This window comes from Ruegeria sp. C10, from assembly GCF_056537805.1.
Genome location: NZ_JBQFSC010000002.1, coordinates 990,400 through 1,014,502 on the forward strand (window position 1 = coordinate 990,400; position 24,103 = coordinate 1,014,502).

23 protein-coding genes are annotated in these 24,103 nt (G+C 58.6%); 8 read left to right on the forward strand and 15 right to left on the reverse strand.

Annotation, left to right across the window (positions count from 1 at the left end; genetic code table 11):
• Positions 1 to 62: 62 nt before the first annotated feature.
• From ACR0DE_RS13265 to ACR0DE_RS13275, 3 genes are all read left to right on the forward strand, one after another.
• Positions 63 to 707 (forward strand): pyrimidine 5'-nucleotidase, encoded by a 645-nt coding sequence (locus tag ACR0DE_RS13265; protein ID WP_480613805.1) that lies wholly within the window; start codon positions 63 to 65, stop codon positions 705 to 707.
• An 87-nt stretch (positions 708 to 794) separates the two neighbouring features.
• Positions 795 to 1,043: a hypothetical protein gene (locus ACR0DE_RS13270; protein ID WP_170405023.1), complete on the forward strand. Its 249-nt coding sequence runs from the start codon at positions 795 to 797 to the stop codon at positions 1,041 to 1,043.
• A gap of 72 nt (positions 1,044 to 1,115) precedes the next feature.
• On the forward strand, positions 1,116 to 2,312 hold the full coding sequence (locus ACR0DE_RS13275) for a UbiH/UbiF family hydroxylase (RefSeq protein ID WP_480753661.1): 1,197 nt from the start codon (positions 1,116 to 1,118) through the stop codon (positions 2,310 to 2,312).
• A 31-nt stretch (positions 2,313 to 2,343) separates the two neighbouring features.
• On the opposite strand, the gene ACR0DE_RS13280 is transcribed toward ACR0DE_RS13275, so the two are convergent.
• On the reverse strand, positions 2,344 to 3,471 hold the full coding sequence (locus ACR0DE_RS13280; protein WP_170393481.1) for an aminotransferase class V-fold PLP-dependent enzyme: 1,128 nt from the start codon (positions 3,469 to 3,471) through the stop codon (positions 2,344 to 2,346).
• A 232-nt stretch (positions 3,472 to 3,703) separates the two neighbouring features.
• On the opposite strand from ACR0DE_RS13280, the gene ACR0DE_RS13285 reads away from it, so the two are divergent.
• Positions 3,704 to 4,405: a GntR family transcriptional regulator gene (locus tag ACR0DE_RS13285; RefSeq protein WP_480753663.1), complete on the forward strand. Its 702-nt coding sequence runs from the start codon at positions 3,704 to 3,706 to the stop codon at positions 4,403 to 4,405.
• Here the strand turns inward: ACR0DE_RS13285 and ACR0DE_RS13290 are convergent.
• Both ACR0DE_RS13290 and ACR0DE_RS13295 read right to left on the reverse strand, forming a co-directional pair.
• On the reverse strand, positions 4,402 to 4,860 hold the full coding sequence (locus ACR0DE_RS13290; RefSeq protein ID WP_170393485.1) for an Lrp/AsnC family transcriptional regulator: 459 nt from the start codon (positions 4,858 to 4,860) through the stop codon (positions 4,402 to 4,404). The two genes, ACR0DE_RS13285 and ACR0DE_RS13290, sit on opposite strands and share 4 nt — an antisense overlap.
• A complete protein-coding gene (locus tag ACR0DE_RS13295) occupies positions 4,857 to 5,312 on the reverse strand; it encodes an Lrp/AsnC family transcriptional regulator (RefSeq protein ID WP_170393487.1) in 456 nt (151 codons plus the stop codon). Before ACR0DE_RS13295 ends, ACR0DE_RS13290 begins: the two co-directional genes overlap by 4 nt.
• Before the next feature lie 131 nt (positions 5,313 to 5,443).
• Here ACR0DE_RS13295 and ilvC point away from each other — a divergent pair, with 131 nt between their 5' ends.
• The gene (gene ilvC, locus ACR0DE_RS13300; RefSeq protein ID WP_170393489.1) at positions 5,444 to 6,466 is read left to right on the forward strand and encodes a ketol-acid reductoisomerase; all 1,023 of its coding nucleotides are present in this window, start codon (positions 5,444 to 5,446) and stop codon (positions 6,464 to 6,466) included.
• Between the two features lie 45 nt (positions 6,467 to 6,511).
• On the opposite strand, the gene ACR0DE_RS13305 is transcribed toward ilvC, so the two are convergent.
• Both ACR0DE_RS13305 and ACR0DE_RS13310 read right to left on the reverse strand, forming a co-directional pair.
• On the reverse strand, positions 6,512 to 6,967 hold the full coding sequence (locus ACR0DE_RS13305; protein ID WP_170610148.1) for an SRPBCC family protein: 456 nt from the start codon (positions 6,965 to 6,967) through the stop codon (positions 6,512 to 6,514).
• Positions 6,964 to 7,272 carry an ArsR/SmtB family transcription factor gene (locus ACR0DE_RS13310; RefSeq protein WP_480753665.1) on the reverse strand — a complete coding sequence of 103 codons (309 nt, stop codon included), beginning with the start codon at positions 7,270 to 7,272 and terminating at the stop codon, positions 6,964 to 6,966. The genes ACR0DE_RS13305 and ACR0DE_RS13310 overlap by 4 nt, the downstream gene beginning before the upstream one ends.
• 78 nt (positions 7,273 to 7,350) lie before the next feature.
• On the opposite strand from ACR0DE_RS13310, the gene ACR0DE_RS13315 reads away from it, so the two are divergent.
• The gene (locus ACR0DE_RS13315; protein WP_170405007.1) at positions 7,351 to 8,253 is read left to right on the forward strand and encodes a DMT family transporter; all 903 of its coding nucleotides are present in this window, start codon (positions 7,351 to 7,353) and stop codon (positions 8,251 to 8,253) included.
• On the opposite strand, the gene glmM is transcribed toward ACR0DE_RS13315, so the two are convergent.
• From glmM to ACR0DE_RS13360, 9 genes are all read right to left on the reverse strand, one after another.
• Positions 8,250 to 9,593, reverse strand: coding sequence for a phosphoglucosamine mutase (gene glmM, locus ACR0DE_RS13320; protein ID WP_170393497.1), 1,344 nt, complete (start codon positions 9,591 to 9,593; stop codon positions 8,250 to 8,252). The two genes, ACR0DE_RS13315 and glmM, sit on opposite strands and share 4 nt — an antisense overlap.
• Positions 9,594 to 9,626: 33 nt before the next feature.
• The gene (gene folP / locus ACR0DE_RS13325) at positions 9,627 to 10,625 is read right to left on the reverse strand and encodes a dihydropteroate synthase (protein WP_480753668.1); all 999 of its coding nucleotides are present in this window, start codon (positions 10,623 to 10,625) and stop codon (positions 9,627 to 9,629) included.
• Positions 10,622 to 11,542, reverse strand: coding sequence for a dihydroneopterin aldolase (locus ACR0DE_RS13330; RefSeq protein WP_170393501.1), 921 nt, complete (start codon positions 11,540 to 11,542; stop codon positions 10,622 to 10,624). Before ACR0DE_RS13330 ends, folP begins: the two co-directional genes overlap by 4 nt.
• Before the next feature lie 105 nt (positions 11,543 to 11,647).
• Positions 11,648 to 13,021 carry a multicopper oxidase family protein gene (locus ACR0DE_RS13335; RefSeq protein WP_480704498.1) on the reverse strand — a complete coding sequence of 458 codons (1,374 nt, stop codon included), beginning with the start codon at positions 13,019 to 13,021 and terminating at the stop codon, positions 11,648 to 11,650.
• 73 nt (positions 13,022 to 13,094) lie between these two features.
• Positions 13,095 to 13,733 (reverse strand): cell wall hydrolase, encoded by a 639-nt coding sequence (locus tag ACR0DE_RS13340; RefSeq protein WP_170393504.1) that lies wholly within the window; start codon positions 13,731 to 13,733, stop codon positions 13,095 to 13,097.
• A 186-nt stretch (positions 13,734 to 13,919) separates the two neighbouring features.
• Positions 13,920 to 16,481: a pyruvate, phosphate dikinase gene (locus tag ACR0DE_RS13345; RefSeq protein ID WP_170563328.1), complete on the reverse strand. Its 2,562-nt coding sequence runs from the start codon at positions 16,479 to 16,481 to the stop codon at positions 13,920 to 13,922.
• A 36-nt stretch (positions 16,482 to 16,517) separates the two neighbouring features.
• Complete coding sequence (gene glyS, locus ACR0DE_RS13350) at positions 16,518 to 18,737, reverse strand: glycine--tRNA ligase subunit beta (RefSeq protein WP_480753671.1); 2,220 nt, start codon at positions 18,735 to 18,737, stop codon at positions 16,518 to 16,520.
• 9 nt (positions 18,738 to 18,746) lie between these two features.
• Entirely contained in the window at positions 18,747 to 19,955 is a 1,209-nt protein-coding gene (gltS, locus tag ACR0DE_RS13355) for a sodium/glutamate symporter (RefSeq protein ID WP_170511209.1), read from the reverse strand.
• A gap of 5 nt (positions 19,956 to 19,960) precedes the next feature.
• A complete protein-coding gene (locus ACR0DE_RS13360; protein WP_170563334.1) occupies positions 19,961 to 20,482 on the reverse strand; it encodes a DUF6446 family protein in 522 nt (173 codons plus the stop codon).
• A 78-nt stretch (positions 20,483 to 20,560) separates the two neighbouring features.
• Here ACR0DE_RS13360 and ACR0DE_RS13365 point away from each other — a divergent pair, with 78 nt between their 5' ends.
• Positions 20,561 to 21,193: a MarC family protein gene (locus ACR0DE_RS13365; protein ID WP_170393508.1), complete on the forward strand. Its 633-nt coding sequence runs from the start codon at positions 20,561 to 20,563 to the stop codon at positions 21,191 to 21,193.
• A gap of 8 nt (positions 21,194 to 21,201) precedes the next feature.
• Here ACR0DE_RS13365 and ACR0DE_RS13370 read toward each other — a convergent pair whose 3' ends face one another.
• Positions 21,202 to 22,131: a glycine--tRNA ligase subunit alpha gene (locus ACR0DE_RS13370; protein WP_170511026.1), complete on the reverse strand. Its 930-nt coding sequence runs from the start codon at positions 22,129 to 22,131 to the stop codon at positions 21,202 to 21,204.
• Positions 22,132 to 22,336: 205 nt separating this feature from the next.
• Between ACR0DE_RS13370 and ACR0DE_RS13375 the strand changes: the two genes are divergently transcribed.
• A complete protein-coding gene (locus ACR0DE_RS13375) occupies positions 22,337 to 24,076 on the forward strand; it encodes a serine protease (protein WP_480753802.1) in 1,740 nt (579 codons plus the stop codon).
• The last annotated feature ends 27 nt before the right edge of the window (positions 24,077 to 24,103 follow it).

Sequence of the window (24,103 nt, forward strand, 5' to 3'; positions counted from 1 at the left end):
CACACGCCCCCCCGATCAAGTGCGGCATTGAAAACCGCAGCCCATCGCCCTAAACCCAAACCATGGTCAAACCTGCCTTTTCCCATGTCACCCAATGGGTGTTCGATCTAGACAATACGCTTTACCCGCCGCATATGCGCCTGTTCGATCAGATCGAAGTGCTGATGACGGATTACGTCGTGCAAGCTATCGGCGTCGACCGCCCCGAGGCCGACCGGTTGCGTTCACATTACTGGCGCGAATACGGCACGACACTCGCGGGCCTGATGGCAGAGCACGATCTGGACCCCGATCCCTATCTGCACGCCGTGCATCAGGTGGACATGAGCCATATGGAACCCGATGTTGCGCTGGCGGAACATATCCGCGCTTTGCCCGGGCGACGCATTGTCTATACCAATGGATCTGCACCTTATGCTGAGCGCGTTCTGGCGGCACGCGGTCTGAATGGGCTGTTCGACGCGATCTATGGCGTAGAACACGCAGGCTATCGCCCCAAGCCGCAAAAAGCCGCGTTCGAGGCGATCTTTGCGCAGGATGGAATCGATACAGCAAAAGCCGCCATGTTCGAAGATGATCCACGCAATCTGGCCGCCCCGCACGAGATGGGAATGCGTACCGTGCACGTCGCGCCTGACCCGCACCAGGCTGACCATATTCACCATCACACCGATGATCTGACCGGGTTTCTGGGTCGCCTGCGATAGGCTGTCACACTGCGACGATCTGTTCGTTTCGCAGGTGCAGAATTGACCCCATATGCAGCTCAGCGACGAACAGAATCGGAGACCCCAATGACCGCGCTTGAGATGCCACAGCGCCTGCCTCTTTGGCAGCGCCTTTTGTTTGCAATTCCCGTGTTTGGCTGGATGGCCCGGGACGCGGCCAATGCCGAAGCTGAAGACCTTTATTATACAGCCGCGGCGCTGGTCAGCATGTGGGGCTGTTCCATCCTTCTGTTCGGCCTGCCGGGTCTTTACATTCCCGCCCTGATGCTGGTGCCGACGATGTTCCTTGTCCTGATTTTGATCTCTCGGGGATAAAGCACGAGACAGGATGTCACTTGGCACCCACCGCGCAACAGCACTAGTGTCTGCGGCAACGGAGACATACTCATGACTGACAGCTGTGACATCCTGATTTCCGGCGGCGGAATCGCCGGATTGACCGCCGCCGCCGCCTTTGGCGCTGCCGGGTTCGACGTAGTCTGCGTCGATCCCACCCCTCCGATCACCGAGCGGGACGTGGACGGATCGGATCTGCGTACCACCGCTTTTTTGCAGCCTGCCCACGGTCTGTTGGAACAATGCGGGCTTTGGGCCAAGCTGGATGCCCACGCCGCGCCCCTGCAGATCATGCGCATCGTGGATGCGGGTGGCGATGTGCCCGATCCGCGCGTCGTGCGTGATTTCAACGCCGCCGATATCTCGGACCAGCCATTCGGATGGAACCTGCCCAACTGGCTGCTGCGCCGCGAGATGGTGGCGCGACTGGCCGAACTGCCGAATGTCGATTTTCGCCCCGGCACCGGTACGGTCAGCCTGTTCACCCGCACCAATGAGGCGCGGGTCGGCCTGAGCGACGGCACCCGCATCCGCTGCAAACTGGTAATCGCCGCCGACGGGCGCAGTTCACCAATGCGCGAAGCTGCCGGGATCAATGTTCATACCACGCGCTACGGCCAAAAGGCCCTCGCCTTCGCCGTCACCCATCCCATCCCGCACGAAAATGTCTCGACCGAGATTCACCGCTCGGGCGGGCCGTTCACTTTGGTGCCCCTGCCCGACTGGCAGGGCCAGCCGTCCTCGGCCATTGTCTGGATGGAACGTGGGCCACGTGCCGTTGAACTGCTAAACCTTGAATCCGACGCGTTCGAAGCCGCGATGACCGAACGCTCTTGCGGGCTGTTCGGACCGCTGAAATTGGCCTCACGCCGGACGATCTGGCCGATCATCAGCCAGTCGGCGGAACGGTTGTCGGGCGAACGCATCGCGCTGATGGCCGAGTCCGCGCATGTGGTGCCACCTATTGGTGCGCAGGGGCTGAACATGTCGTTGGGCGATCTGCGCTGCTTGCTGGAATTGACGCGAGCCCGGCCCGAGGGCTTAGGCGATGCGCAGATGTTGGATTCCTATCACAAGGCCCGCCATACCGAGATCGAACTGCGCGTCAAGGGCATCGACCTGCTGAACCGCGCCTCGATGATCGAAGCGCGTCCGCTGCGCGACGCACGAGCGATGGGGCTGAATGCGCTCTATTCCCTACCACCCGTGCGCAAGACGTTAATGCAAATGGGCCTCGGCGTCCGCTGAACCGCAGGGCGGGCTTCTGCCCGCCACGCTATTACAGCACCTGATCCAGAACCCGTTTCAGGCGCGCAATCGTGTCGTCAACATCATACAGCTTGTCCAAGCCAAACAGGCCGAGACGGAAGGTGCTGAACCCTTCGGGTTCGTCACATTGCAGCGGTACGCCGGCTGCGATCTGCATGCCCAGGGCCGCGAACTTCTTGCCGTTCTGCACTTCGGGGTCTGCTGTATAGCTGACCACCACACCCGGCGCGCCGAACCCTTCGGCGGCAACCGACATGACGCCCTTGTCCCTAAGATAGGCCCGGACGCCATCACCCAGCGCCCATTGCGCCGCGCGCAGCTTTTCGAAGCCGTACGCGCGCGTCTCGGCCATTGTGTCGCGGAAGGAAAGCAGAGAATCCGTCGGCATGGTGGCGTGATAGGCATGGCCGCCATTCTCGTAGGCCTGCATGATCTGGCGCCATTTCTTCAAATCTATCGCAAAGCTATCGGATGAGGTTTCTGCCAGCCGCGCCTCGGCGCGTTCGGATAGCATGACAAGACCGGCGCATGGCGTTGCGCTCCACCCCTTCTGCGGAGCCGAGATCAGCACATCCACTCCGGTGGCCTTCATATCGACCCAGGCACAGCCCGAGGCGATGCAGTCCAGCACCATCAACGCCCCTACCTCATGCGCAGCAGCGGCCATCGCTGTCACATAATCATCAGGCAGAATCACTCCGGCCGAGGTCTCAACATGCGGCGCGAAGACAATACCCGGTCGTTTCTCATGGATTGTTGCCACAACTTCATCAATCGGGGCCGGAGCAAAAGGTGACGGGCTGGAATTGCCGGTTTCGCGCGCTTTGAGAACGGTGGTCGACGATGTCAGATCACCTGACTCGATGATCTGACTCCACCGATATGAAAACCACCCATTGCGTACGACAAGCACATCAGCATCCCGCGCAAACTGTCGCGCGACGGCTTCCATCCCATAGGTGCCTCCGCCGGGAATGACCGCAACGCCTTCAGCATTGTAAACTTCACGCAGCATTGCCGAAATATCGCGCATGACTTGCTGAAAACTTGCAGACATATGGTTCAGAGAACGGTCGGTAAAAACCACCGAGAACTCCTCCAGCCCGCCCGGGTCAACAGTATTCAGTAGTGCCGGCATGACGCATCCTTTCTATTGGGTCCTTTTTGTTCTGCCTTGTCTTGCGCGCTCGGTAAAGCGTCAAACGCGGCCTGAAGTTGACCCAAAGTAACCCACAGCCAAAAATTTCATTTTGAGTTTTTACATGCCACAATTAGCAGAAATGACGCCAACCAGAGTCAGGTCCCCTTTACACCCTAGCGTGTTTCTGAACAGATACACACACTTTGAACAAGAACGGATAGTTTTACTCGTGACTGCGCAAAAGCGGATTAGTTTTCAAGTCGTTCGAGACGAGGTAAAGCGGCGGATTGAATCCCGCATATGGCCTCAGGGCTCGCTTTTACCCACCGAAACCCAATTAGCGGAAGAGTTCAATTGTGCCCGCGCCACGGTGAACCGGGCGCTGAGGGAGCTCTCTGAACAGGGCTTTGTCGAGCGCAAGCGCAAAAGCGGAACGCGGGTCAAGAAAGAACCACGCAAACAAGCCAAGCTTGAAATTTCACTTGCGAGACAAGCGGTTGAGAACCAAAACTCAGCCTATCGCTATGCTCTGGTGGAACGGAACGTGGTCTACAGCCCCGGCTGGCTGACCTCGCAACTGAATGTCGAACCGGACGCGCGCGTTCTGCACGTGATCTGCATGCACTATGCAGACAACCGCCCCTTCCAGCTTGAAGAACGCTGGATCAATATCGAAGCCGTGCCCGAGGTCGAGCAAGCCGACCTCAACAAAAGTGGCCCACACGAATGGTTGTTGAATGCTGCCCCGTTCACCGAAGCTGAAATCGCCTTTTGCGCGATCTCGGCGGACAATCGTCTAGCTGATTTCATGGGCACGACCACTGGCACTTCGATGATTCAGCTGGAACGGACCACGTGGAAGGACGGGCAACCGATGACTTTCGCCCGCATGACCCATCATCCGGGGTTCCGCATCCGCACTAAATACTAACCGATCGGCCCGGGCAGGCGTTCTTCGCTCAGCAGTACATTGGCTTCGACCTCTCCGGCCCCTGGTAAGGTCATCACCCTTCGGCGCAGAACCCGTTCGAAATCTGCCAGATCCCGCGCCACGACGCGCAAGCGATAATCATAAAGACCCAGCACATGCTCAACCGTCTGTACCTCGGGAATGGCGCTGACGGCGCGCTCGAAATCTTCAAGGCTGACCTGCCCTTTTCGCGCAAGTTTCACGCCGAGAAAGACGGTCACTCCAAAACCCAGGGCCTCGGCATTCAGACGCAGCCGCCGCCCCTTGATCACGCCTGCTTCTTCCAGTCGACGAATACGCCGCCAGGTCGCAGGCTGCGATAAGCCAAAGCGGCGCCCCAGAGCCCCCGCGCTTTGGGTCGCGTCCTGCACCAGCGCGCGCAGAATTCTGCGGTCGATCTCATCCAGTTCGATCATACCGGCAGCACCTCGTCCCGCTTGACCCGTGCGATATGCATAAGGGCTTCGATATCGGCGATATGCGGTAGGGTCAGAATGCGATCGCGATAGACCTGTTGATAATGCGCCATATCTCGCGCCAACACCGATAGGCGCACATCCACCCGGCCAAGGAAGGTCTGGATCTCGATCACCTCGGCCACGTTCCGCGCCGCCGCCGTGAATTCGTCGAACGCCCGTGCCTGCGTCTTGTCCAGCGTTATTCGCAAAGAGACCTCGACCGCATAGCCCAAGGCGGCCCAGTCGATAACGGCTTCCTGCCCCTCGATCACTCCTGCCGCCTGCATTTTTTCGATCCGGCGCCAGCAGACGCCCGAAGTGATGCGGCATCGCTCAGCCAATTCTGCCGTTGTCAGGCTTGGCTCGGCCTGGAAGTGGCGCAGTATACGTCGATCAACATCATCAAGCATGATTTTTTCACATTTTGTTCAATAGAAGAATTATTCTTCATCTATTTGTCAAATACTCAATCCAAACCCTATCGCCAATAGCAATCACGCAAGATAGAAGCACATCAATCGAAACTGAAAGGACCGGCGAAATGCGCGTCTATTACGATCGCGATTGCGACATCAACCTGATCAAAGACAAAAAAGTGGCGATTCTGGGCTACGGCTCGCAAGGCCACGCCCACGCGCTGAACCTGCGCGACTCGGGCGCCAAGAACCTGGTCATCGCCCTGCGCGAAGGCTCCCCCTCGGCCAAGAAAGCCGAAGCGGAAGGCCTGCAGGTGATGGGCATCGCCGAAGCCGCAGCCTGGTGCGACGTTATTATGTTCACCATGCCTGACGAACTGCAGGCTGAGACGTACAAGAAATACGTGCACGACAACATCAAGCCAGGTGCGGCCATCGCTTTCGCCCACGGCCTGAACGTCCATTTTGGCCTGATCGAGCCGAAAGAAGGCGTTGACGTGATCATGATGGCCCCCAAAGGCCCCGGCCACACCGTGCGCGGCGAATACACCAAAGGCGGCGGCGTTCCTTGCCTCGTCGCGGTCGACAACGACGCGACCGGCAAAGCGCTGGAAATCGGCCTGTCCTACTGCTCGGCCATCGGTGGCGGCCGTTCGGGCATCATCGAAACCAACTTCCGCGAGGAATGCGAAACCGACCTGTTCGGTGAGCAGGCCGTACTGTGCGGCGGTCTGGTTGAACTGATCCGCTGCGGCTTTGAAACGCTGGTTGAGGCCGGCTACGCGCCCGAGATGGCATATTTCGAGTGTCTGCACGAAGTGAAGCTGATCGTCGACCTGATCTATGAAGGTGGCATCGCCAACATGGATTACTCGATCTCGAACACGGCTGAATATGGCCAGTACGTCACCGGCCCGCGTATTTTGAAATACGACGAGACCAAAGCGCGTATGAAAGAGGTTCTGAACGACATCCAGCAGGGTAAATTCGTCCGTGACTTCATGCTGGAGAACGCTGTAGGCCAACCGACCATCAAAGCGTCGCGCCGTGCGAACGATGAGCACATGATCGAGGAAACCGGTGCAAAACTGCGCGCCATGATGCCCTGGATCTCGGCTGGCAAAATGGTCGACAAAGAAAAGAACTAAGTCTGACAATTGTCAGCGAAAGGGCGGCCCTGGTGGCCGCCCTTTTCATTTGGTGACAGCATTTGCGTAGCATTCGCCCAGAACATAATCCCAGCCACTGTCGTAACCGGTGCGTTTGTCCGACGCCTCAGATGTCCAGACTTCCCAGCCCGAATGGGTCAGAGTGACCATGGTCTGCCCGGCTCCGTGGGCTGCGAACCGGACCTCAACCCGCGTGGGGCGGTCGGTGTTGGTGCCGGGGTGCCAACTGAAGGCCAGGCGAGCCCCCTGTTCGAAGATCAACACCTTGCCCCAATCAGCGCGGGTGCCATCGAACATGGTTTCATAAACCGCACCGCCGACATGAGGTTCGATCACAACTGCCAGCGCAGGCTTGCCTTGCGCCGCTGAGACAGCGTGCCCATCCAATGGCCACCATTTGGCAATGCGATTTACAAAAACATCAAAGGCGTGCTCGGGCGCTGCGTTTACAACGATGGTCTTGATGATTGGTTCGATCATGCATCTCGTCCTTCGTTTACCTCGGCGGCGAAACTCTCCAACACGTCCGACCAGTATTGCTCGAGCCAGGCGCGCAGGTCTGCCAGCCCCTCGGGTCGGGCGGCATAGATGCGGCGCGCTCCCTCGGCCCTGCAAACGACAAGTCCAGCATCGGACAAGACCTTTAAATGTTGCGAGACCGCCGGGCGGCTTACGGGCAAATCCGCAGCCAGATCACCAACCGCCCTGGGGCGCTTGGCCACCGCCTCAAATACCTTGCGACGGGTCGAATCCCCTAAAGCCGAAAGCACATCTTTGTAAGCCATAGCTTACGGTAAGTAGTTACTTACCTAATGTCAATATCAGCGCGTGACACCGTCAGATTCGCGGGATAAGTGGATGGAATGGTTCAACAACCGACAAAACAGGATTGGAGCGGTGTTTTCACGCTGGGCCTCATCTGGGGCGGGACGTTCATGGTGGTTGCCATGGCGCTGGAAGGCTATGGACCGGTCACCGTGGCGACGTCGCGCACCACATTGGGTGCCGTTATGCTGCTGGTGCTGATGCGCCTCACCGGACGGCGTATTCCGAGTTTGACACCAGCCCTTTTGAGTTCGATTTTCTTCATCGGCATTCTGTCGACGGCGGTTCCCTTCATGCTGTTAAGCTGGGGGCAACAATTTGTCCCTTCGGCCTTTGCGGGTCTGTCCATGGCGGCGATTCCGCTGATGGTTCTGCCGCTGGCACATTTCTTTTCGGATGAGCCTATGAACCTACGGCGTCTGGTCGGCGTTTGCCTTGGCTTCTCTGGCGCGCTTGTGTTGATCGGGCCCGGTCTGGCGCAATTGGGTCAGGGTACGCAGCCACTGGCGCAAATGGCCTGCGTCACGGCAGCCTTGTGCTACGCCAGTTCGTCGATCCTGACCCGCCGCTGCCCTCCGATTGAACCGATGGCTCTGGCAGCCCTGACGCTGCTGGTTGGCGCAGTACTATTGATACCTATCATGCTGCTAACCGAGGGGCTTCCCTCGTGGCAGGGAACGCGCCCCAGTCTGGCCCTGATCGTTCTGGGCCTTGTCCCCACGGCCTTCGCCACCCTGCTGCGAGTATCCATCACCCGCAGCGCCGGGTCCGTCTTTCTGACGCTGGTGAACTATCAGGTGCCCGTTTGGTCGATGGTGTTCGGGGCCTGGATTCTATCCGAAGCCCTGCCGCTGCGGTTCTATATCGCGCTTGCCATGATCCTAACCGGGCTGGCAATCAGCCAGTGGTTCACTCTGCAGAAAATGCTACTGGGGCGTTAACCTGTCGCCGCCTCAACCTCGGATACGATCCCATCGACCACTTGGGTCAGCAGTGCGGCATCCTCGCATTCCGCCATCACCCGGATCAGAGGTTCCGTGCCCGATTTGCGGATCAGCAAACGCCCCTGCCCATTCAGACGCGCCTCAGCCTCGGAAATCGCGCTTTTGACGCTGGCCGCTTCCAGCGGGGCCTGCCCCGCGCTAAAGCGCACATTCTTCAGCAATTGCGGCACCGTCTCAAACTGGCGCGATAGGTCCGAGGCTTTCTTGCCGGATTGCACCATCTCTGCCAGAAAATGCAGCCCCGCCATCAGACCGTCGCCGGTTGTGGCATAATCGCTCATCACGATGTGACCTGACTGTTCGCCACCAAGATTGAAACCACCCTCGCGCATCCGTTCAACCACATAGCGGTCGCCAACGGCAGTCCTCTCCAGACGCAGCCCCTGCCCGGCCAGGTGCCGCTCCAACCCGAGGTTCGACATCACAGTGGCCACCAAGGCGCCGCCTTTCAGCTGATCCGCGCGGGACCACGCGGTCGCCAACAGAGCCATCAACTGATCCCCATCGGCGACAGCGCCAGTTTCGTCGATCACAACGACGCGGTCGGCATCCCCATCCAGACATATACCTACATCGGCGCCATGTGAAACCACGGTTTCGGCCGCAACACGAGGCTGGGTTGAGCCACATCCGAGGTTGATGTTCTTGCCGTTCGGCGCGATGCCGACCGGGATCACATCTGCTCCCAACTCCCAAAGAACTTCCGGCGCAGTACGGTGCGCGGCACCGTTGGCGCAGTCGATCACGACCTTCAGCCCATCCAAGCGCAGGTTGCGCGGCAGCGATGATTTCACGCGCTCGCCATAACGGAACCGCGCATCGTCGACCCGACGCGCACGACCAATATTCTGCGCCTGTGCGGGGCTTACGCCTTCTTCGATCAGCCGCTCGATCTCAATCTCGGCTTGATCGGACAGCTTGAACCCGTCCGGCCCAAAGAATTTAATTCCATTGTCGATCGCCGGATTGTGACTGGCCGAGATCATCACGCCCAGATCAGCGCGCATCGAGCGCGTCATCAACCCCACCGCAGGCGTCGGCACCGGCCCCAGCAGCAGCACGTTCATACCGGTCGAGGTCAAACCTGCCGTCAACGCATTTTCCAGCATATAGCCCGACAGCCGCGTATCCTTGCCAATAACAACGCGGTGTACGCCCGAGGCATCGCGGCGGAAATACCGCCCCACAGCGGCGCCAATTCGCAAAGCCATTTCCGCCGTCATAGGGTGCGTGTTGGCGGTGCCCCGCACCCCGTCGGTTCCAAACAGCTTGCGCATAAGTCGGTCTCCTGAAAATTCCTTTTGCCCGGATTACCGGACGGCGGCCCATAGACGCAAGGCCTGAGCCGTCTCGGCCACGTCATGTACCCGTACAATCTGCACGCCCTGTGATATTCCCGCCAGAGCAACCGCGATTGACCCCGGCGCGCGGGCATCCTTGCGCGGCTCTTTGCCGATCTGACCAATAAATCCCTTGCGCGAAACGCCCAGAAGGATTGGACAGCCCAGCCCGTGAAACAGGCTGAGATTGCGCAGAAGGGTCAGGTTGTGGTCCAGATTCTTGCCAAACCCGATGCCCGGATCGATGACAATCAGATCGCGGCTGAGCCCCAGTCCTTCAAGATGCGCGATTTGCCCCTCAAGGAAATCGTAAACATCCAGCAGAACATTGTCATAGTGCGGGTCATCCTGCATCGTGGTCGGATCACCCTGCATATGCATCACACAAACCGGAGCCTCAATCTGCGCGCAAAATGGTGCAAGTTTGGGATCGAAGGTAAATCCCGACACATCGTTGATCAGTCCCGCACCCGCCTGGTGCGCTGCCTTGGCAACACCGGCCTTGCGAGTATCGATCGAGATCAACACATCCGTCTCGCCCCGAATTGCCTCAATCAAAGGGCGTGTGCGGGCAATCTCTTCGTCTTCAGGCACAAAATCAGCGCCCGGGCGCGTGGATTCGCCGCCAATGTCCAGAATACTTGCACCATACGCTACCATGCCGGCGGCAGCGGTCCGAGCGGCCTCGACCGAGTTATACAGCCCCCCATCCGAGAAGCTATCCGGCGTAGCATTCAGAATGCCCATGACCTGCGTTCGTGCCATATCAAGCCCGGCAATCGCTGGACGCGTGCAGGTCAGACGATCCAGCTGTTCCTTTGGGATTTCAACGGCATCGACGATCTGGGTGCTTTGCCCGCGCTCAATCCGCTCGGCCTGTGAGAACCACAGCACCTGCCCTGCAAGTGGCATCGCCCCGTCGACGCGCGTGCTCCCATGCTGGACCAATGGGCGGTAATAGACGGTCACAGTTGCGCCTGCTCCACCGGAACTGCGCGCAATGGCGTTTTGGGGGCTTCGGGCAGGTCTCCGCCAATAACCAGCATCTCGCTGGCTTCAAAGGTTGCTGCGAACCAAGCAGCCAGCGCCACCGCGTCAGACGGCGCGGCTGAGGGGCCATCGACCGCATCCAGAACAATTTTGGAGGGTGCCCAAACACAAATCTGGCCGTTTTTCATCGCCCAATCCAACTCGGTCCGCGTTGAAACGACCACGCAACGGTGATCGCGCGCAGCCAGAACCCAGGCGTTCTGTTCAATTGCCAACAGATCTATCCGGCGTTGGGTCATTGCGTGACCCGTCTGCGGCACATCCAGATCAGACGCCCCAACACACAGGATCAGCGGGCGCTGGCGATTCTCAAGTTGGTCGATCCAGCCGGTGAGATTACCTGATGAAATCGCTGCATTCGACAGAAAGACCAACCGTGGATGTGGCCGCTCTTCTTCGGTCACATCATGATGTACCGCATCCTTGCCGCGCACGATCTCGACGCCAAGCGCGCCAGGTCCACGATCCAGTTTTTCAATGCGAACAAAGGCTCTTACAGCCTGAGGCTCAAGCAGAATGCGCTCCGCCACGCGATCTGCCAGTGTCTCGAGCAAATTTAGTCGCTCAGCAGCCAGCTCGAACGCAATCGCTTCGGTTACACGGTCGTAAGACAGAATACGATCCACGTCATCATCGATGGGGTCTGTCAGCGGACGCACCTCGACCACGATGTTAAAGCAGATCCGTTGCGTGGTACCGCGTTCGGCCTGAAACGCACCGATCTCGACCTCAACGATGTGATCGCGCAGCGAAATGCGGTCCAGCGCACCGCGCGCGGCGGTAGCCTCGGACCGTTCGGACGGGTGCGCAAAGGCAAGACGGATTTCAGAGCTCATGCGGCGGACCTTTTCGGGCTCGGTGGACTGATGATCAGCCCACTTTAGGCGTTTCGCGGGCGTATAGCATCGCAGCAAACGCCTTTCCAGCTACGGAATGCGGCGTTACGTGACCCGGAACCAGCTCATCATACCCGATGCCGCATGGCCTAGCATGTGACAATGCAACAGCCAGTTGCCCGGATTGTCAGCTACCAACGCTACCTGCCGCACCTGCCCTCGCTCGACTAGAACAGTGTCGCGCCACGGCCCTAGTGTACCTTCCTGCAGGATAATGCGAAAATGGTGTCCATGCAGATGCATCGCATGTGGAAACGCCGTGTCATTTGCGAATTCAATCCGATGAACTGATCCCAATCGCGCATCCAGAAACGGATCATCTGGCCGCTCTGCATATCCGTTCAAAGCCCAGAATCGTCCAAGCTGAGCCAACTCGCGCCCCGACAGCTCGGAATCGCCCAATTTGGCGCTCTCCAGCCAGCGCATTGCACCCCCCTGCATCGTCATACGATGCAGAGGTGTATTCTGCAGTTCAATTTCGGGCATTCGGTTTGCTGGCAACGGTCTAACTTTTGCATCAGCAATACGCGATGCTACTCCGAACACATCAAATTTGACGAGTCCGTAAGCGCCATCCCGTTCTACACTCACAATACTTGCCGTCTGGCCGGATTCCGCTGAGACATCAACGATCAAGTCAACCCGCTGCGCAGGCGCCAAAGGAAAACTGCTCTCAACTCGCAATGGAACCTCAAGCGGCATACCGTCAAGCGCAACAATCCAGCCAGCAAGCCCGTCGAGCGCTACGTCGAATACCCGGGCATTCGCGGCATTGATCACCCGCAATCGCAATCGTTCAGACGCCTGCACCGGATAAGAAGGGTCAAACTCTCCGTTCACCGTTACAATGTTGCCCAGCCGACCCGCATGGCTCAAATCATGAGCATTGTCGAAATCGCTGGATATCTTTGCGCTCTCGGTGTCAAGGCGCCAATCGTCCAGCATTAAGGTCAGGTCCTGATCAACATCGGGTCCGCTGGCTTCTTCGACGATCAAAGGGCCATAAAGCCCACGCGCGACCTGCTCCATCGATTGGTTGTGCGCATGATACCAATAGGTTCCCGCATCCGGCACCACGAAATCATATTCAAAGTTGGAATCTGGCTGCACAACTTCCTGCGTCAGGCCGGGCACTCCATCCATCGCATTGTCGATCCGGATGCCATGCCAGTGAACGGTCGTTGGTTGCGGCAGCATGTTTACAAGCTTGCGGCGTACCCGAGCCCCCTGCGGAACACGGATTTCCGCGCCCGGAACACCGCCGCCATAACTCCAGACCGGAGTTTCCGGGTATCCCTGGGGCGCGATCTGCTGGAGGGAAGTCTGTGCCACCAGTTCGGTGGCAGATGCCATCGCCACGCGTGGTATCATCGACAAGGCCAGGGTCGATTGCAGAAACTGTCGGCGTGATATGGTCATTGCGAGCCTCCTGGCTCGCAACATAGTTGGTAAAAGGCCTGTTGCCAGCACCCTTCCAGCGCTGGTGCGTCAATCAGTTGCTGGCCGTGCGATAATTGTGCTTGTAGAAGATATGCACGCCAATACGCGCCGTTTCTTTATAGACGCGGGACCAGGACGGGCGCACTGCCTTGGTGTGGTAGTGCGTGGCACCTGCGGTCATCTCTTCAGCTACACCATCGATTGCGGCACGGGCGACTTTCGAAACGCGATCATAAGCGCGTTTTTCGTTGATAATCTCTTTCTGCCCGTCACAGGTGTAGGTGAACTGGCACTGATATTTCTTGCCCGTTCCTTGCTTTATCACACCGCACAGTGAATCCGGAAAGCGACCGCTTTCAACACGGTTCAGGATAACTTCGGCCACAGCAAACTGGCCACGCACGCTTTCACCGCGGGCCTCGAAATACAGCGCTTCGGCAAGACAACGGAAATTTTCATCTCCGGTCGCCTTTGGCTGCTGGTCCAGCCAGGCTTTGGTGTAGGAGATTTCGACTTTTTCCGGCGCCTTACGCGGCTTAAACAGTTTCAGGTAATCGCGGAAGCTTTGTGCTGGCAACTCGTTACGTGTGACCAACTCAACAGATTTTGTATCGCCTTGCCTATCGGCAAAGGACAAACTCGGTAGCAAGGCTGCGGCCCCCACGGCAACAGCCACTATGTAGCGTCTCATCAGATAACCTCGCACAGGCACAAACGCGCCATACCCTCCCCCGGCGGGCGCGACGAGGCTAATACCCCAGACGAAGCGAGACGTCCAGTTCTGAAAAAAATGCAAGAGAAAAACCGCTCACGCCGCCAATTATTATCGACAGCGGAACGTTTCTTACGCCACTATTTCTAGGTAGGAGACAGTTAGTCAACCCCCAAGTTTGGACGAAATCGCCAGTTGAGCGGCAGACAGCCGAGCGACAGGAACCCGGAAAGGGGAACAGGACACATAGTCGAATCCAAGTGACCGGCAGATAGCGATTGATTCGGGGTTACCACCATGTTCGCCACAGACAGAAAGCGTAACGTCTGGTTGGGCTTGGCGCCCGCGCTCGGCCCCCAGCTTCAGCAATTCACCTACCCCATCTGCATCCAGAACGTGAAATGGATCTTCGCCAAACACGCCTTGGCGGACATATGCCGACATGAACCGCCCCGCGTCATCGCGCGACAATCCATAGGTCATCTGGGTCAGGTCGTTTGTTCCAAAGCTTAGGAAAGCGGAATGTGGCGCAATCTCATTCGCGCGCAGACAGGCCCGAGGCGTTTCCACCATCACTCCCAATCGATAGTCGAACTCCTGCCCCTGCTCCGAGGCAACCTCGGCCGCTACAGTATCAATGCGTGTTTTGACCAGTTCAACCTCGCGCTTGGCCGAGACCAGCGGGATCATGACTTCAGGCACGACAGGGGCACCTTCTTTGCTGGCCTCAACCGTCGCCTCGAAGATCGCGCGTGCCTGCATGTCGTAGATTTCCGGCACGGTGACACCCAGACGAACCCCGCGCAATCCCAGCATCGGGTTGTACTCGCTCATCGCCTCGACCCGACGTTCGACATCCGAGATTGGCAAATCCAGCGCCTCAGCCAGCTCGCGCTGACCAGTGCGCGTAGTGGGCAGAAACTCGTGCAAGGGCGGATCGAACAGGCGGATGCAGACCGGCTGCCCCTCCATAATCCGGAACAACTGCACAAAATCCTGCCGTTGCATCGGCAGCAACCGTTCCAGCACAGCGGCACGTCCAGACGGGGTCTGCGCAAAGATCATTTCGCGCATAACGGTCAGGCGGCCAGGATCGAAGAACATGTGTTCCGTTCGGCACAACCCGATCCCTTCTGCTTTGAAGTTTCGCGCAGTTTGCGCGTCAGCGGGTGTATCGGCGTTGGCGCGGATGGCGATGTCCCGCTCGGCATCGGCCCAGCTCATCAGTGTCTGAAAGCAATCATCCAGCGCCGCTTCAAGCATCTCGGGTTGTCCGGCCAGAACCTGACCAGAAGTCCCATCGATGGTCAGAATATCGCCTGTCTTGAACACTCGCCCATCTGGTGCGCTTAGCAGCTTTTTCTTGGTCTGGAATCGCATCTCGGACGCGCCGACGATACACGGCAGACCCAGACCTCGGCCAATCACCGCCGCATGGCTGGTGATCCCGCCCTTTTCGGTCAAAACAGCTACTGCGGCATGCATTCCGCGCACATCTTCGGGCGAGGTTTCACGGCGCACAAGAATACAGGGCTCCCCCCGCGCGGCGCTGGCCTGCGCTTCGGCAGCCGTAAAGACAATTCGACCGGTCGCTGCACCGGGGCTGGCCGCGATGGCTGTGGTCAGCACATCACGCTCGGCCTCAGGATGGACCTGCCGGTGCAGAAGTTCATTCAGCGAATGCGGGTCGATCCGCATCACGGCCTCTTGCGGCGGAATGATCCCGTCTTCGGCCAAGCGCACCGCGATCCGCATCCCGGCCCGCGACCCGCGCGGAACCCGCACGCCGTCCAGAATATGCACCTTGCCGTTCTGCACCACGAATTCGACCTGCATCTCTTCGCGCAGCTTCTCGCGCATTAACGCTGCGTGGGCCTTGAGATCGGCAAAAGCCTCGGGCGCCACATCCTCCAGCGATTGGCCACGCTCGTCCTTTTCCAGATATAACGCAGCGACACCTTCGCCCAGAGCATCGCGCCCCTGGCTTTGGCTCAGATAGCGGCCCGTGATTTGGGGCATACCTGTCGCGGGGTCAATCAGTTGCAACACGCCTGAACCGCATTCCCCCTGTCCGACGCCCGGGATCATCTCTTGAATCACCAGCCCCAAACCGGCATCCGCAGGTGCGCCCTTGGCCTGCCGCAGCAGCCGGGCCGACGTGCCATCCCAGGCACGCGCCATCGAGCGCAGAACACCAATCAGTTGCTCTCCTCGATCTTGCGGAAAGGCCTCGTCGGTTTCATCTTCATACGCCCGCAGGGACAAGCTCAGCCCTTCGCGCCCATCTGCATCGATGGTATCGAATACGTCAGGGTCCAGACGCGCAATATGGAGCGCATAGCTCTGCACAAACCGCAGATATAGCGCCGCCGCCGCATCCGCCCCCATTTCCGCAGACCGATCCAGATATCGGGCATCGTTCATGCCGATATTCAGCACCGCCCCCGGTCCACCCCAGTCAGGATCTTCCGAACTGGGCCGTACACACAGCAATGACTCGGCGTCGAACTGTTCCAGAATGGCTGCGATGTCGGGAATGTCGCCCTTGGCAATTCGCTGCACCGCGTCAAAAGAAAGGGCCACTGTCCGAGGCACCGGCATGTCCAGCCTGACCAGTCGTTGCAGGCACTTCGCCCGGCCGCCATGCGTATTGGCGGCAACGGGCGCTTTTGGAGTGATAAGCGTGGTATGCGGATTATTCTGCACTGCGGCACCTTTTGGTTTCACCGCAGCATAAGCCCCTGCGCCCTTGGCGCAAGGGCGTTATCCCTCGATACGGGTCAGATCAGCAACGCTAGAGCAGACCTTACGGATCTGGCTCAGCAGGTTCAGACGGTTGCGGCGCAGAATGTCATTATCGGTATTGACCTGCACGTCCTCAAAGAACGCATCCACCGGCCCGCGCAGTGCGGCCATTGCCGCCATCGCTGTCGGGAAATCCTCGGCCTTCAGCGCAGGATCGATCTTGGCCTCTGCCGCGTCAAGCGCTGCAAACAGTGCCTTTTCGCTGTCAGTTTCTGCAAACTTCACATCCGCGCCGTAAGAGTATTCGACTCCATCCTTCTCTTCCGCCTGAGACAGGATGTTGTTCGCACGCTTGAACCCCTGCACGAGGTTCTCTCCATCCTCGGTCGCGATCACCGCATTCAGAGCGCGGGCGCGTTTGACCAGCAGGTTGAGGTCGTCATTCCCCTCCATCGCGATACAAGCGTCGATGACATCATGGCGGATGCCCTCGTCTCGGAGGAAGACTTTGAGGCGGTCGTGGAAGAAAGAAAGAAGATCGTCAGACGCGTCAGGAACCTTTTTCTCAAGCTCAAGAAATGCTGCTGCGGCCGATCCTTCAAGCTTTTCTTTGACAGTCTGGAATGAAGCACCAAAGACACCATGTTTTGCGATTTCTTCCAGGAGATCGCGGACATTCGCTTCGGGCAAAGCCTCATTGATAGCGCGTTCTGATCGAACCAGTTGACTATCGAAAAAACGGTCCAACCGAAGACGCAGATCATTATTCACGATTAGTCGAATTACCCCTAACGCCGCACGACGCAAAGCAAACGGATCTTTCGAACCCGTGGGTTTCTCATCGATCGCCCAGAACCCGGTCAGCGTGTCCAGCTTGTCGGCTAGCGCCACTGTCACAGACAACGGTGCGGTCGGAACATCATCCGACGGCCCCAACGGCGAGTAATGTTCCTGCGCAACGGCGGCCACTGCGGCATCCTCGCCTGCCGCTTCGATGTAATACCGCCCCATAAGCCCTTGAAGTTCAGGGAATTCATAGACCATTTCGGAGTTCAGATCAGCCTTGGCCAAACGCGCGGCTTTCTCGGCCTGATCCGCATCCGCCCCGACCACCGGGGCAAGTTCTCGGGCCAGCGCGGCAATGCGGTCGATGCGTTCCGCCTGAGTGCCCAGCTTGTTGTGGAAAGTCACATTCTCCAACGCGCGGGTCCATTGGGCGATGTCCGACTTGGCAACGCGCAGGTCGTTCTCCCAGAAGAATTTCGCATCGGCCAGACGGGCAGACAAAACCTTCTGGTTCCCCGCCAGAATGGTTGCGCCGTTATCGGCGGTCTCGCGATTGGCGACGGTAATGAAGCGCTCGATCCGCCCCGTCTTGGGGTTCTTCACAGAAAAGAACTTCTGATGCTCTTTCATCGAGGTCTGCAGTACCTCGGGCGGCAGCTCAAGAAACTCCTCGTCGATCTGCCCCATCAGCACAACGGGCCATTCAACCAGACCGGCAACCTCGGCCAGCAGCCCCTTGTCGTCGACGACTTCCAGACCTGCGGCGAAGGCCATGTTCTGGGCATCGTTCCAGATATGTTCGGCGCGCTCTTCGGGCGACAGCACCACGAAGGCGCGTTTCAGCTTGGCGGCATAATCCTCGAACGAGGTCACCGTAAACCGGTTCGGGGCCATGAAACGATGGCCCTCAGTCGTATCACCGGACGTAATCCCTTCGATCGCAAGCGGCACGACCTGCGCGCCTGCTTCATCGGTCAGGATGCAAAGGATCGAGTGCAAGGGCCGTACCCACCGCATCGATCCAACCCCCCAGCGCATGGATTTGGGCCAGGGGAAGTTTCGAATGGTAGCTTCTAAGACCTCGGCGATGATTTCAGCTGCTGGACGACCCGCCTTTTCAATGGTGGCGAAATACACTGCGCCTTTGGGCGTGTCGCGCTCTTCCAACTGGTCTCGGGTCAGTCCCGCGCCGCGTAGAAAGCCTTCGATGGCTTTGTCAGGCGCGCCGACCTTTGGGCCTTTGCGTTCTTCGCGGATTGTCGGGCTTTCCGCCAGCAGGCCTTCAACCGCCAGCGTCAGGCGACGCGGCGTCGTCAGTGCAGCGGCAGAGGCATAGGTCAGACCGCCTTCGACCAGACCATCGGTGATCCGCTTTTTCAGGTCTTCACCGGCGCGGGTCTGCATGCGCGCGGGGATTTCCTCGGAAAACAGTTCGATCAGCAGGTCGGGCATTTTCGGTCCTTAGAAATTTACAATCGTCTGGATGACGATGGCATTGGCGATGTCTACAAAGAATGCGGATACAAGGGGCAGTACGATAAAGGCAATAGGTGATGGGCCATACCGCTTGGTTACGGCGGTCATATTTGCGATAGCTGTGGGGGTAGCACCCAGAGCGAACCCCCCGAACCCGGCGGCCAGAACGGCGGCGCGGTAATTCGATCCCATCAACGGAAACAGAACCCAGATCACGAACACCACGGCAAACAGGGTCTGGGCGGTCATGATCACCGCAATCGCAAGGCCCAGTTCGGCGATGGTCCACAGTTGCAGGCTCATCAGCGACATCGCCAGAAATGCACCAAGCGCGAATTCCGAGATCAGCGCCAGCGAGGGTGTGCGTGAGACCGGCTTGGCATTCGGCGCGAACATGGCGCGGAGATTGGCAATCACGATCCCCATGATAAGGCAGGGCACAAACAATGGCAGTTTCAGCCCTGCGGCGCTGATTGCTTCGCTCAGGATCGCGCCTGAAATGATTGCGAGGTTGAGGTACAGCAGCACCCGCATGATTGTCAGATGATCAATCTCGGATTTCTGGTCGACCTCATTGGGCAAACCCACCGTATGCTCTTCCCCGGGTCGTTCGGGGCTGAGCTTGCGCCCCTCGATCAGCAGCCGCGCAATCGGCCCCCCGACCAAAGCCGCCAACACGAGACCCAATGTGGCCACGGCCACCCCCAACTCGGTTGCGCCACTCAAACCGGTGGCGCCCGCAACTTCGGGGGCCCAGGCGATCGCGGTTCCGTGCCCCCCGATCAGCGCAGCAGACCCGAACAGCACCCCGGCTTGCGCCGGATAACCGAACATCGCGGCCCCCGCAGCGCCGATCACGTTTTGCGCAACGATGGTCAGAAGCGTCAAAATCAGAAGCAAAAGCAAAGGCTTGCCGCCCGCAATCAAATCGGACAGACGGGCATTTAGACCAATCCCGGCAAAGAACAGAACCAATAGAAAGTCTCGTGCGGTCAAGCCAAAGGATAGCTCAATGCCGAAACCAAGATACAGCGCCAATACCACGAGCGAGGCCAGAAGGCCCCCGGTTACCGGCTCGGGGATGTTGAAGCTGCGCAATTGTGCGACACGGGCGTTGATCTCTGCCCCGAGCAGATAGACCGCAAAGCCCAGCGTTGCTGTCAGGAACTCCGGTATCTCAACGACCATCCCCATCTGCATCAGCCCTCGGGCCTGGGTGGGCACTCCTCGCCCACAACCGTGCCGTCATAGGCTTTTTCACCGCAATTGTTCAGCGCATGCCAGACGTAGCCTTTGCCATCCTGTGTAATGGTAACGATCCGGTCGACACCATAATGGATGTTCTTGGTGCCCAAGAAAGCCTGTGCTTGACCCGATTTCAATACGTCGGCCAGCGCAACTGCGTCGTAGCAATCAAACCACCCTGGCGCGGTCAATGGCTCGGGGTTCTCGACAGGGATAAAATCCACCATTTGATCCGGCCTCAACTCGGTTTCGAAACAGGCCCGATACCGGATCGGAGAGCTGTCGGCGTCAATGGCTTTAAACCCAGTATAGGCGATGGCTTCGGGCGCTTCCGCCCCTTGTGCCAGCAGGACCACATCCTGGCCCGGGCGCGGTTCTACCTCATAATAGAACCCATAAACCTGCAGGTAATACATGCCAGCACCGGCCAGAACGCCAGAAATCAGAAGGATTAGCGCAACCAATTTTCCAGTCATCGTTTACGCCACCTCTTTCAAGTTCATAGAAAATAAGACAGGTTCCCAAGCAGTACGGTCAGAAACGAGGCTACTCGCATGGAAACCACTCTTGCCGTCGGATTCTTTGGCGCGCTTTTTGCAATCATGAATCCGATTACCAACTTGCCTGTGTTCCTGAGTGTTACGCAAGACCTGCCCGTTTCGGATCAACGCAAAGTGGCTGTGAAGACTGCGCTTTATTGCACGATCCTCGGTGGCGCCTTCGCTGCGATCGGCAGTCAAGCGCTTGGGCTCTTTGGCATCAGCGTCGATGACCTGCGCGTCGCCGGTGGCCTTGTTGTACTGATGATCGGCCTGAACATGCTGAACGGGAACGAGAGCAGCTCGCATCACGGAACCGACGGAGAAAAGAAATCCTATCCCGCGCCCGAGACCGTTGCGTTCTATCCCTTGGCTTTTCCCATTCTGGTCGGCCCCGGAACAATCACAACACTGATCCTTTATGCGCACCACATCAAAACCCCGGTCGAAGCCGTTGTCTATGCAGGTGTATTTCTGTTCGTGGTGGCCTTGCTTTTGATCACGTTCTGGAACGCATCGGCGTTGGCTAAGCGGCTGTCGGACAATGCTCGCGTGATAATGAGCCGCTTCATGGGCATGATCCTTGCGGCTATCGCAATCAGCATGATCGCAGACGGCCTGAAGGCGTTGTTGCCCGGACTGGCCTAGGCGCTGCATCAAGCTTCGAACCCGGCAGCCTCGGTCTGCACGAACGCATCGGCGCATTGCTTGGCCAATGCGCGAACGCGGCCGATATAGGCCTGTCTTTCGGTAACCGAAATCACCCCGCGGGCGTCCAGCAAGTTGAAGATGTGGCTGGCCTTGATGCACTGATCATATGCGGGATGCGCCATGATGATGCGCTTGCCCGTCTTCGGGTCGTCATGTTCCTGCGCCAGAATGGTCGCGCATTCGGTTTCAGCCTCTTCGAAATGACGCAGCAGGACCTCGGTATTGGCAATATCGAAGTTCCAGCGGGCGTATTCCTCTTCGGTCTGCTTGAAGATGTCGCCATAGGTCAGCGGGCTGGGCGACTGAGGATCGTTGAAGGGCATGTCCATCACATGGTCGATGCCCAGCACATACATGGCCAGACGTTCCAAACCATAGGTCAGCTCACCCGAAACCGGCGCACAGTCATGGCCGCCGACCTGTTGGAAATAGGTGAACTGGCTGACTTCCATGCCGTCACACCAGACCTCCCATCCCAGACCCCACGCACCCAGAGTGGGGCTTTCCCAGTCATCCTCGACAAAACGGATGTCGTGCAGGTCCATGTCGATGCCGATGGCCTCGAGGCTGCCCAGATACAGTTCCTGCAAATCAGGCGGACTGGGTTTGATCAGCACCTGGTATTGATAGTAATGCTGCAACCGGTTCGGGTTTTCGCCATAACGTCCGTCTGTCGGGCGACGCGAGGGCTGAACGTAGGCCGCTGACCAAGCCTTGGACCCCAAAGCGCGCAACGTGGTTGCCGGATGGAACGTACCTGCGCCGACCTCCATGTCATAGGGCTGTAGGATCGCACAACCTTTCGACGCCCAATAGGACTGAAGCCTTAGGATAATCTCTTGAAATGAACGTGGTGCGCTATTGGGTTCAGTCATGACAATTCCCTTGGACGCCCAAGCGCCCGGTTCCGGTGGGTTCGGCCCTTCCTATGCAAGGCATCCAAGGGCGTCAACGGGCCAATCGGCCACTCTGTCGCTGAGCGGCCACACACAGAATTCCCCGTATTCCGGGCATGGCAATCGGACCGCGATTCCGCGTAATCTGCGCCAAAGTGAAAACACTGCAGAACACGGGCAGACAATGACACGCGTATTTACGGTTATTACATTCTTTATCCTCTTCGGCCTGCGCGCCGCTTTTGCCCAGCAAGATGCGGGCGTCTTTGTTCAGATCGAGGCGCAGCCGTCGCTGCGCGAGGCGCAGGAACGGGCGCAGGTCTATGCGAACGCGCTGCCCGATGTGAACGGGTTTCGGCTGAATTCTGGCTGGTATGCCATTGTTATCGGGCCCTATTTACGCGACGACGCCGAACAGGTGCTGCGCGTTTACAGGGCCGAGCGTCAGATCCCATCGGACAGTTTCATCGCCTTCTCCAGCGCGCTGGGGCAACAGTTCTGGCCCATCGGTGCCAACATCCTGAACCGCGGCGTCGTCACCGCCCCGATCCAGCCCGAGCCGCAACCAGAGCAGCCCTTGGCCGGTCTTACCCTGCAGGACGCAGATGAAACCCGTTCGCAGGCTCTGCAGGGCGAACGCCTTTTGACCGCGCAAGAGCGCAGAGACCTGCAAACCGCGTTGCAGGCAGCCGGGTTCTACAATTCAACAATTGACGGAGCCTTTGGTCAGGGCACCCGCCGCTCGATGGGCGATTGGCAACGTTCCAACGGGTTCGACGCGACTGGCGTTCTGACCACGCTGCAGCGCAAAACCCTGATGGATGACTACAACGCTCCACTGATCAGCGTCGGGATGGCAAGCTATTCCGACCCGCAAGCCGGGATCGAACTGGACATGCCAATGGACGTTTTGGGCTTTGACCGTTACGAGGCACCCTTTGCCCATTTCAACCCCACTTCTGATCTGGACACCAAGGCGCTGCTGATCTCGCAGGAAGGCTCTGCCGCAACCCTGCGGGCGCTCTATCAAGTGATGCAGTCGCTTGAAATCGTTCCTCTGGACGGTGAGCGCAGCCTGCGTGGCAACAGCTTCACGATTGAAGGGCGCGGAAATGGCATGACCTCGTTCACGCAAGCAGCTCTGAAAGACGGCAAGATCAAAGGTTTCACGCTGGTCTGGCCTGCCGGGGATGAGGCTCGCCGCGCCCGAGTTCTAGCCGCGATGCGCGCAAGCTTTGCCACGACCGATGCCGTACTGGATGCCGGTGCTGGAGCGGATGCTGACCAGCGCATCGATTTGATGTCAGGACTGCAAATCCGCAAACCGCGGCTATCGCGATCGGGCTTCTTCGCCGACGCTGATGGTACGGTTCTGACGGTCACCGAGGCCGCTGAAAGCTGCACCCGCATCACGCTGGACGGTGACCAAGAGGTTCAGCTGGCTTGGCAGGATGCCGACCTTGGTGTCGCTGTGCTGCGTCCTAGCCAGACCCTTGCCCCGATCAGTGTTGCCGAGTTCCGCGCGGGCGTTCCGCGTATTCAGTCTCAGGTCGCTGTTTCGGGCTTTTCCTACGAAGGCGCGTTGGGTGCCCCTACTCTGACCTTTGGCGAAATCGCTGATATCCGCGGCCTGAATGGAGAAGATGGCGTCAAACGCCTTGCACTGTCCGCCCAGCCCGGCGACGCGGGAGGACCTGTTTTTGACGATAGCGGCAGCGTTGTTGGCATGTTGCTACCTGCCCCTTCCGATGGGCGTACCCTGCCCGACTCGGTCAGCCTTGCGGCGAATGTGGCACGTCTGACCGAGGTTCTGACCAAGGCGGGCATCTCAGGTCAGCCCGCGCAAGGCTCAGCCCAGATTTCACCCAACGAACTGAGCCGCAGAGCCAACGGAATGACCGTTCTGGTGCACTGCTGGGACTGAACAATCAGGTTCAGGGAAAAGGCGCTG